Raw genomic sequence first — 8913 nt, forward strand, 5'->3', positions numbered from 1 at the left:
AATGCGGGATGCGAGGTGACGCTGCTCCCGGTGGACCGGAACGGGCTGGTGGACCCCGGCGACGTCCGCAAGGCGCTGCGGCCGGACACCGGGCTCCTGTCGGTGATGCAGGCCAACGCCGAGATCGGGACGATCCAGCCCGTGCAGGAGATCGGCCGGATCGCCCGCGAGCGCGGGGTCCCGTTCCACGTCGACGCCGCCGCCTCCGCGGGGCACATCCCCTGCGACGTCCGGGCGATCCCCGCGGACTTCGTCACCCTGTCGGCGCACAATTTCTACGGCCCCAAGGGCGCCGGCGCGTTGTACGTCCGCAGCGGCGCGCGGGTGGCCGCCCGCTCCTTCGGCGGATTCCAGGAGATGGGGTACCGGGCCGGGACGGAGAACGTTCCGGGGATCGTGGGGATGGGCGCTGCGGCTTCCATCGCCTCGAAGGAAATGGAAACCTGGGAGCGGCGCCTTCGCGCCCTCGGACAGACGCTCCGGGACGGCCTGGCCGCGATTCCGCTCCTGCACTTCACCGGCCACCCGACCCTGCGCCTTCCGGGACATGTCTCCTTCTGGGTGGAGCACGCCGAGGGGGAGTCGCTCCTGCTGTTCCTGAACGTGAAGGGGATCATGGCCGCTTCGGGCTCCGCCTGCAGCTCGAACCTCCGCGGGGAGGACGAGGAGGACCTCGTCGCATCCCCGGTGCTGCGCGCCATCGGCGTCCCGAGCGACATCTGCACCGGCTCGATCACATTCAGCCTCGGGAAGGGGAACACGGAGGAGGAGGTCCGGCGGACCCTGGAGGAGCTTCCTCCCATCGTGGAGCGGCTCCGGGAGATGTCCCCCACGTATCTCGACTACCAGAAACAAATGAAACAGGGAGGATGAACCGATATGACGGTCGGTCCCTACAGCGCGAAAGTGATGGACCATTTCATGAACCCGAGGAACGTGGGGGAGATCGAGGGCGCGGACGGCGTCGGCGAGGTCGGCAATCCCGCCTGCGGCGACATGATGCGGCTCTACCTGAAGATCGAGGACAACAAGGTCGTCGACGCGAAGTTCCGGACCTTCGGGTGCGGCGCCGCGATCGCGTCCAGCTCGATGCTCACCGAGATGATCAAGGGGAAGACGGTCGACGAGGCGCGCGCGATCTCGAACCAGCAGGTCGCCGACGCCCTCGACGGCCTTCCGGCGGTGAAAATCCATTGCTCCGTGATGGCGGAGCAGGCGGTCAAGACCGCCCTCGACGACTATGCGAAAAAGCACGCCGGCTGACAGCCCGATCGACGCGATCCGGAGAGGGTTGGAGCGCGAGAACGAGGCGTACCGCAGATACATGGAATACGCCGCCGTCGCGACCCGGCCGGAGATCCGGGAGCTGTTCCTGTATCTCGCGGAAGAGGAGAAGAAGCACGCCAAGCTCCTGACCGACGAGATCGAGAAGGAAACGCTGCGGGAAATGTGATCCGCATGGAGCGGCGAGAGGAATTGCGCCTTCGCGACAGCGTCACCCGCGGGAAGGTCCTTTTCGTCCCCGCGGACCCCGCCCGGGTCACGATCTACACCTGCGGCCCCACCGTCTACCGTTACGCCCACATCGGAAACCTTCGCACCTACCTCCTGACCGACCTTCTCGTCCGGACGCTGCGCTCCTTGGGCTACGGCACCTACACCGTCCAGAACATCACCGACATGGGGCACATGCACCAGGAGCGGCTCGAGGAGGGGCAGGACAAGGTGATCGCCGCGGCGCGGGCGGCCGGCAAGACGGCGCGGGAGATCGCCGCCTTCTTCACGGAGGCGTATTTCCGCGACTGCCGCAGGATGGCGTTCCTGCCGGCGGACGTCTACCCCCGCGCCTCCGGGCACGTCGCCGAGATGATATCCCTGGTCCGGGCCGTCGAGGAGAAGGGCGCCGTCTACGGGAAGGACGGCTACATCTACTTCGACGTCACGAAGGCGCCGGAGTACGGTGCCCTTTCGGGGGCGTCGCTGGGCGAAGGGGCACCCGCGGAGCGGACGGATCCGGAGGGGCACCTGCACAAGAAGCGTCCGGAGGACTTCGTCCTCTGGCTGCCGGCCGAGCCCGGCCGGGAGTATCAATGGGACAGCCCGTGGGGTATGGGGTGGCCCGGCTGGCACTCGGAGTGCGCGGCGATGGCGCTGAAGCACCTGGGCCCCGAGTTCGACCTGCATGTCGGCGGCGTGGACCTGCGGTTCCCTCATCACGAGAATTCCCGGGCGCTCGCCCGGACCGCCACGGGGAAGCGTTTCGCGGCCGTCTGGCTGCACGCCGCCCACCTGCTCGTCGAGGGGAAGAAGATGTCCAAGTCGGCCGGCAACGAGTACACCCTCGACGACCTCGAAAAAGGCCCCCCGGGAGGCGGAAATGGAGTCTCCCCGGCGGAGTTCCGCTACTATTGCCTGACGCTCCATTACGGCACCCCGATGAATTTCACCTGGGAGGGGCAGGCGGCGGCCGCCCGCGCGCTCGCGCGGCTGCGGGACGCCTTCCGGAAGGCGGCGGAGAAGGAGCCGGCGGGGGAGGACGCCGTTTCGGGCCTCCGGGACCGGTTCCGCGCCGCCCTCTCGGACGACCTGAACCTCCCGCGCGCCCTTTCGGTGGTCCACGACGCCGCCCGTTCCGGCGTCGCGGGAGCGCCGATCCGCGCCCTGGCGGAGGACTGGGACCGGGTCCTGGGTGTAGGATTGCTGCCGGAAGCCGGGGCGGGCCGGGAGGCGGGCGGGATCCCCGCCGAGGTCGAGGAGCTGGCGAAGGATCGGGACGCCCTGCGGCGCGCGCGCGACTATGCGTCCGCGGACGCGGTCCGGGCCAGGATCCGGGCGCTGGGCTACGACGTCGAGGACGCGGGCAAGGGGCCTTCCGCGGTGCGGAAGCTGCGGGGACCGGAGGAGGAGAGGTGATGATAGGCAGGATCGCCGTCATCGCGCCCTACGCGGACCTGAAAGGGGAAGCCGAGGCGGCGGTCGAGGAGCTGGGGATCGACGTCCTCGTCGACGAGGGAGACCTTGCCGAAGGGATCCGGGCGGCGAAGCGGGCGGTGAACGGCGGCGCGGAAGTGATCGTCAGCCGGGGCGGGACGGCGCTCCTGATCGGGCGGACGCTGAACGTCCCGGTCGTCGAGATCGAGGTGTCGCCGTACGACATCCTGCGCTGCCTGTACCGGTTGCGGGAATACCAGGGCGTCATCGGCATCACGGGTTTCCGCAACGTCGTCTACGGCTGCGAAAGCCTGGGGAACATCCTCGGGATGAAGATCCGCCAGATCGTCGTGGAGTCGATGGAGGACGCCCGGGAGAAGATCCGGGAGGCGGCCCGCTCGGGGGTCGGCATGATCCTCGGCGATGCCGTCTCCGTCAAGACGGCGTCGAAGCTCGGGATCGGGGGGATGCTGGTCGTCTCGGGGAAGGAGGCCGTCGCGAAGGCGATCGAGGAGGCGCGGAAGATCGCCGAGGTCCGGGTCCGGGAGCGGGAGCGCTCGGAGGTGCTCCGGGTGGTGGTCGAAAACTCCCACGACGGGATCCTGGCGATCGACCGGGAAGAGCGGATCACCCTTTTCAACCCGGCGGCGGAGCGGATCTTCGGCGTAAAGGCGCCGGACGCCATCGGGGCCTCCGTCCGGTCGATTCTCCCGAACACGGAGCTGCCGAGGGTGCTGAAGGAGGGGCGGTCGGAATACGGCGCCCTGCAGCGCGTCCGGGACAAGACGATCGTGACCCAGCGGCTGGCCGTGAAGGTGAAGGAGAGCCCCGTCGCCGCCATCGCCAACTTCACCGACGTCACGGACCTCCAGCGGCTCGAGCAGATCGTCCGGCAGAAGATGCACACAAAGGGTTTCGTGGCGAAAACGACGCTGGACGACCTGGTCGGGCGCAGCCCCTCGATGTCGCACCTCAAGGAGCGGGTCCGGAAGTTCGCCGCGGTCGACGCGTCGGTGCTGATCGGCGGCGAGTCCGGCACCGGCAAGGAGATGCTGGCCCAGAGCATCCACAACCTGAGCCGGCGGGCGAAGGGGCCGTTCGTGGCGGTGAATTGCGCCGCCCTGCCGGAGAGCCTGCTGGAGAGCGAGCTGTTCGGGTACGAGGAAGGGGCCTTCACGGGGGCGAAGAAGGGGGGCAAGCAAGGGCTCTTCGAGCTGGCGCACGGAGGGACCATCTTCCTGGACGAGATCGGCGAGATGCCGCTGAAGCTGCAGGCCGAGCTGCTCCGCGTGGTGCAGGAGCGGGAGGTCCGGCGGGTGGGCGGGGACCGGATCCTGCCGGTCGACGTCCGGATCGTCGCCGCGACGAACCACCGGTTCCACGCGCTCCTGAAGAACGAGATGTTCCGGAAGGACCTGTACTACCGCCTGGCCGTGCTGAAGCTGCACGTGCCTCCGTTGCGGGAGCGGAAGGAGGACATCCTGCCGCTGGCGGAATTCTTCCTGTCGAAACACGGTCCCGCGCACCGGAAGGCTCGTCGCGTGGAGATCCGGAACCTCCGGCCGCTGGAGGGATACGACTGGCCCGGCAACGTGCGGGAGCTCGAGCACGCGATCCAGCAGCTCCTGATATTGAGCGACGGCGATGCGATCGACCGGGAGATGGTCGAGGAGATGCTTCGGGAGCTGCGGTCGGAACGGGGGCCGGAGGACCGGGCCGGCGGAGCGCGCGCGGACCGGCTCGCGGACATCGAGGCCGACGCCATCGCCGCCGTCCTGGAGGAGGAGAACCGGAACAAGACGCGGGCCGCCAGGCGTCTGGGGATCCACCGCTCCACCCTCCGTCGGAAGCTCCAGGGTGGATCAATTTGAGCTGGTGCCGACCCATTATGCGCCACTTTTTCTCCTTTCCTTTCGAGGGATTCTTTCCTGCCGGCAGGTTTCTGCCGCAACTCCTCGTTTCTTCTGGAAAATAACGCCGGCGGGCCCGCTCCCCGAAAGAGGCACGGCGCTTGCTCCATCACCGGTACTCCTATGGGAATCGTGCCGGAGACCGACAAGCGCATCGCGGTGATCGCCGACGACCTGACCGGCGCCAACGACACCGGCGTGCAGTTCGCCAAGCAGGGGCTGAAGACCGTCGTCCTGATGGGGGGCGACCCCTCCTCCGGAGCGCTCGAGGAGGACGTGGTCGTCCTGGACAGCCAGAGCAGGGCGCTGCCGCCGGACGAGGCGTACGAAAACGTCGCCCGCGCGGCCCGGCGGATCCGGAGCAGGGATTTCCGGGTGGTCTTCAAGAAGATCGATTCCACCCTTCGTGGGAACATCGGGCGGGAGATCGACGCGATCATGGACACCTGCGGCCAGGAGGTCGCGATCGTGGCCCCCGCGTTCCCGAAGAACGGCCGCATCACCGTGGCCGGGTACCATTTCCTCCAGGGCGCCCCGATCGAGACGACCGAGATCTCGATGGATCCCAAGTGTCCGATCACGGAATCCCACGTCCCGACGCTGCTCGGGAAGCAGACCGCGCGCAGCGTGGGTCTCGTGGGGATCAAGAGCGTCAACGCCGGCACGGAGGGGATCCGCGCCGCGATGGAGGAGCTCATCGCCGAAGGCGATCGGGTCATCGTCTGCGACGCGTGGGAGGACAGGCACCTGAGGATGCACGCGGACGCGGCGATCGGCCTCCGGAGGCCGGTCCTGTGGGTCGGCTCCGCGGGGCTGGCGGAGTGCCTGCCGCAGGCGCTGGGGCTGGCGGCGGCGCAGGGGGGAAGAGGATCGGACCGGAACGGCGCGGCCGGGAAGCGCACGGTGGCCGTCTTCGCGGGGAGCGTCTCCAACGTCACGCGGGCGCAGCTCGCGATGCTCGAGAAGCGGTCCGGGGTCCGGCTCATCGAGATGGACGCGTGCAAGGTCCTGTCGCCGGTGACCGCTCCGGCGGAAATCCGCAGGTGCTCGGACGCCGCGCTGGAGGCGGCGGAGGCGGGGCAGGACATCGTCGTCTCCACCGGGTACACGCGGGCGGCCGTGGACAGGACGCTGAACGCGGCTGCGGCCCGGGGGCTTTCCATCCAGCGGACCGCGGAGGAGATCGCCTCCGCCCTCGGCGTCCTCTGCCGGGAGATCGTCGCGGGCGTCGACCTGAAAGGGCTGGTGCTGACCGGTGGGGACATCGCCCTAAGCGCCTGCAGCCGGCTTTCCGCCACCGGCTTCCACGTCGTCGAGGAGGTCGCGCCGGGCATTCCGGCGGGGCGGCTGAAAGGCGGGCCGTGCGACGGGCTGCGGGTGGTGACGAAGGCGGGCGCCTTCGGCGCGGAGGACGCGCTGTGCAAGGCGGTGGATTGCCTGAAACGGGAACGGCTGGAAGGGGCCGGGAGATGAAGCGCCGGGGGGACCGCAGGCCGGTCGTCGGGATCACCATGGGGGACGCCGCCGGGATCGGCCCGGAGGTGATCGTGAAGGCGCTGATGGTGAAGAAGAGCTGCGACCTCTGCCGCCCGCTGATCATCGGGGACCGGGGCATCATGGAGAGGGCGGCGGCGGTCGTCAAGGCCCCGCTGACGGTCCGGGGGATCGGAAACGCCCGGGAGGCGCATTTCGTCTACGGGACGCTGGACGTGCTCGACCTCAAGAACCTGCCGCCCGACCTTCCGTTCGCGCAGGTGGACGCGCGCGCGGGGCGCGCCGCCTACGAATACGTCGAGAAGGCGGTGCGGCTGGCCATGGACGGGGAGCTGGACGCCGTCACGACGGCTCCGCTGAACAAGGAGGCGTTGAAGGCAGGCGGCTGCTCCTTTCCCGGGCACACCGAGATCCTGGCGAGCCTGTCCGGGACCCGGGATTTCTCCATGCTGCTGCTTTCGAAGGAGCTGAAGGTCATCCATGTGTCCACGCACGTCTCCGTCCGGAAGGCTTGCGACCTCGTGAAGAAGGAGCGGATCCTCCGGGTGATCGCGCTGGCGGACGAGGCTTTGAAGCGGTTCGGGATCGCCTCGCCGAGGATCGCGGTGGCGGGGCTCAACCCCCATGCCGGGGAAGGGGGCCTTTTCGGGACAGAGGATGCCGAGGAGATCCTTCCGGCGATCGAACAGGCGAAGGCGCGCGGGATCGACGCAACCGGCCCGGTTCCCCCGGACACCGTGTTCTTCCGCGCCGCGCGGCGGCGCGAGTTCGACATCGTGGTCGTCATGTACCACGACCAGGGGCACATCCCGCTCAAGCTGCGGGGTTTCGAGGAAGGCGTGAACGTCACGGTGGGGCTGCCGTTCGTCCGGACGTCGGTGGACCACGGGACCGCCTTCGACATCGCGGGGAAAGGGACGGCGGACTGCCGCAGCATGACGGCGGCGATCCGGGCGGCGGCGACGATGGCGCGTAGCGGGAAATGACCTCGGGAATCGTCGCATTTACGGCTTGAGCCTGGAAAAGGAGGCATCGATGGCGGAAATGAAGGGACTGGTGTCCTATCCCAGCGGCGAGCACGTGCTGGAGGACGTGCCGGTCCCGGAACTCGGGAAGAACCGGTACGCCCCGCACGACGTCCTGTGCGAGGTGGAGTACTGCGGCATCTGCGGCAGCGATGTCCACAAGTGGGGCGCCGCCGACAGGACGGGCGTCAAGAACGTATCCCGCAAGGTGGTCGCCGGACACGAGATCGTCAGCGTGGTGAAGGCGGTCGGCAGGGATGTCGTCACGGTGAAGCCCGGCCAGCGGGTCGTGCACGAGATCGTCACCATGTACTGCGGGCGCTGCCCGGCCTGCCTGGAGGGCCGGTTCAACATCTGCAACACGCTGGCCCCGATGGAGGGAAGGGCGCATTTCGTCACCGGGGGCGGTTTCGCGAGATACACCGTCTGGCCGGAATGGCAGCTGCACGTCCTGCCGGATTCCATCGGCCCGAAGGCGGCCGTGCTGCTCGAGCCGGTCGCGGGGTCCGTGCACACCGTGATCACCCGGATGGGCGTCAAGGCGGGGGAATCGGTCGCGATCCTCGGACCGGGCGCCCGGGGCATCCTGCTTGCGCAGGTATGCAAGGCCATCGGCGCCGGGCCGATCCTCATGTCCGGCCTCGACCGCGACGCCGCCTTCCGCCTGCAGGTCGCCAGGAAGCTCGGCGCCGACCACGTGGTCAACGTGGAGAGGGAAGACATCCGGAAACGGGTCGCCGAACTGACCGGCGGCATCGGGGTCGACGTGGTCATCGAAAACACCGGCTCGGTGGAGCCCATCGACGAGTCGCTCGACATCGTGCGGAAGGGCGGCCGGGTCCTGTGGGCCGGCGGGGGCATCCGGGGAGGGATCGTCGCACCCGTGGACACCTACAAAGTGATCGTGAAGGAGATCGATATCCGCGGAGAGATCTCCCAGATCCCCTACGACTGGAAAACCGCGATCCATCTGGTGGCGACCGGGCGCGTACGCACCGAGGATCTGGTGACCCATGTCTTCCCGCTCGAGGATTGGCACGCCGCCTTCCAGATGGCCTCCACCGGCGCGGACGCGCTGCGGGTGGCCATCCGGCATTGATCCGGAACACGCGTCCGGGGATCCGGGGGGATCACTTCATATGCACCGCGACGGGAGGGGAGAATGAGCGCGATCGACGATCTCCTGGAAGGCATACCGATCCCCCGGATGGTCAAGGTCCGCCAGGTCTTCGATCGGCCGAGGGTCGCCGACGTCGAGGGCGAGCTGACCCGGAAACTGCGGGAAAGCGGCGCCCTGGCGAAGGTGAAGCCGGGCCACCGGATCGGGATCACGGCCGGGAGCCGGGGCATCACCTCGCTGCCGCTGATGCTGAAGGCCGTGGCGGCCGAGATCCGGCGGGTCGGCGGCGAGCCCTTCCTTTTCCCGGCCATGGGAAGCCACGGAGGCGCCACGGCGGAAGGCCAGCGCGATATGCTCGTCGGCATGGGCATCACCGAGGAGTGCGTCGGGGCCCCCATACTTTCCGGCATGGAAACCGTGGAGATCGGGATCT

At 68.7% G+C, this 8913-nt stretch carries 9 protein-coding genes; all 9 read left to right on the plus strand.

What is annotated here, in order from left to right:
* Nucleotides 1–873 (plus strand): cysteine desulfurase family protein (locus AB1346_03045; protein ID MEW6719405.1); only part of this gene is annotated, 873 nt, incomplete at its 5' end.
* A gap of 6 nt (nucleotides 874–879) precedes the next feature.
* Nucleotides 880–1263: a Fe-S cluster assembly scaffold protein NifU gene (nifU, locus tag AB1346_03050; GenBank protein ID MEW6719406.1), complete on the plus strand. Its 384-nt coding sequence runs from the start codon at nucleotides 880–882 to the stop codon at nucleotides 1261–1263.
* 28 nt (nucleotides 1264–1291) lie between these two features.
* Nucleotides 1292–1453, plus strand: a complete 162-nt coding sequence (locus AB1346_03055; GenBank protein MEW6719407.1) for a ferritin family protein — start codon at nucleotides 1292–1294, stop codon at nucleotides 1451–1453.
* 5 nt (nucleotides 1454–1458) lie between these two features.
* Entirely contained in the window at nucleotides 1459–2913 is a 1455-nt protein-coding gene (cysS, locus tag AB1346_03060; protein ID MEW6719408.1) for a cysteine--tRNA ligase, read from the plus strand.
* A complete protein-coding gene (locus AB1346_03065; protein ID MEW6719409.1) occupies nucleotides 2913–4802 on the plus strand; it encodes a sigma 54-interacting transcriptional regulator in 1890 nt (629 codons plus the stop codon). Before cysS ends, AB1346_03065 begins: the two co-directional genes overlap by 1 nt.
* A 162-nt stretch (nucleotides 4803–4964) precedes the next feature.
* Nucleotides 4965–6314, plus strand: a complete 1350-nt coding sequence (locus AB1346_03070; protein MEW6719410.1) for a four-carbon acid sugar kinase family protein — start codon at nucleotides 4965–4967, stop codon at nucleotides 6312–6314.
* Nucleotides 6311–7321 (plus strand): 4-hydroxythreonine-4-phosphate dehydrogenase PdxA, encoded by a 1011-nt coding sequence (pdxA, locus tag AB1346_03075; protein MEW6719411.1) that lies wholly within the window; start codon nucleotides 6311–6313, stop codon nucleotides 7319–7321. The genes AB1346_03070 and pdxA overlap by 4 nt, the downstream gene beginning before the upstream one ends.
* A gap of 49 nt (nucleotides 7322–7370) precedes the next feature.
* Nucleotides 7371–8459 carry a zinc-binding dehydrogenase gene (locus tag AB1346_03080; GenBank protein ID MEW6719412.1) on the plus strand — a complete coding sequence of 363 codons (1089 nt, stop codon included), beginning with the start codon at nucleotides 7371–7373 and terminating at the stop codon, nucleotides 8457–8459.
* A 63-nt stretch (nucleotides 8460–8522) separates the two neighbouring features.
* Nucleotides 8523–8913: hypothetical protein (locus tag AB1346_03085; GenBank protein MEW6719413.1), on the plus strand; the 391-nt coding region annotated here is incomplete at its 3' end.

It is taken from the genome of Thermodesulfobacteriota bacterium, assembly GCA_040758155.1.
GTDB lineage: Bacteria > Desulfobacterota > Deferrimicrobia > Deferrimicrobiales > Deferrimicrobiaceae > UBA2219.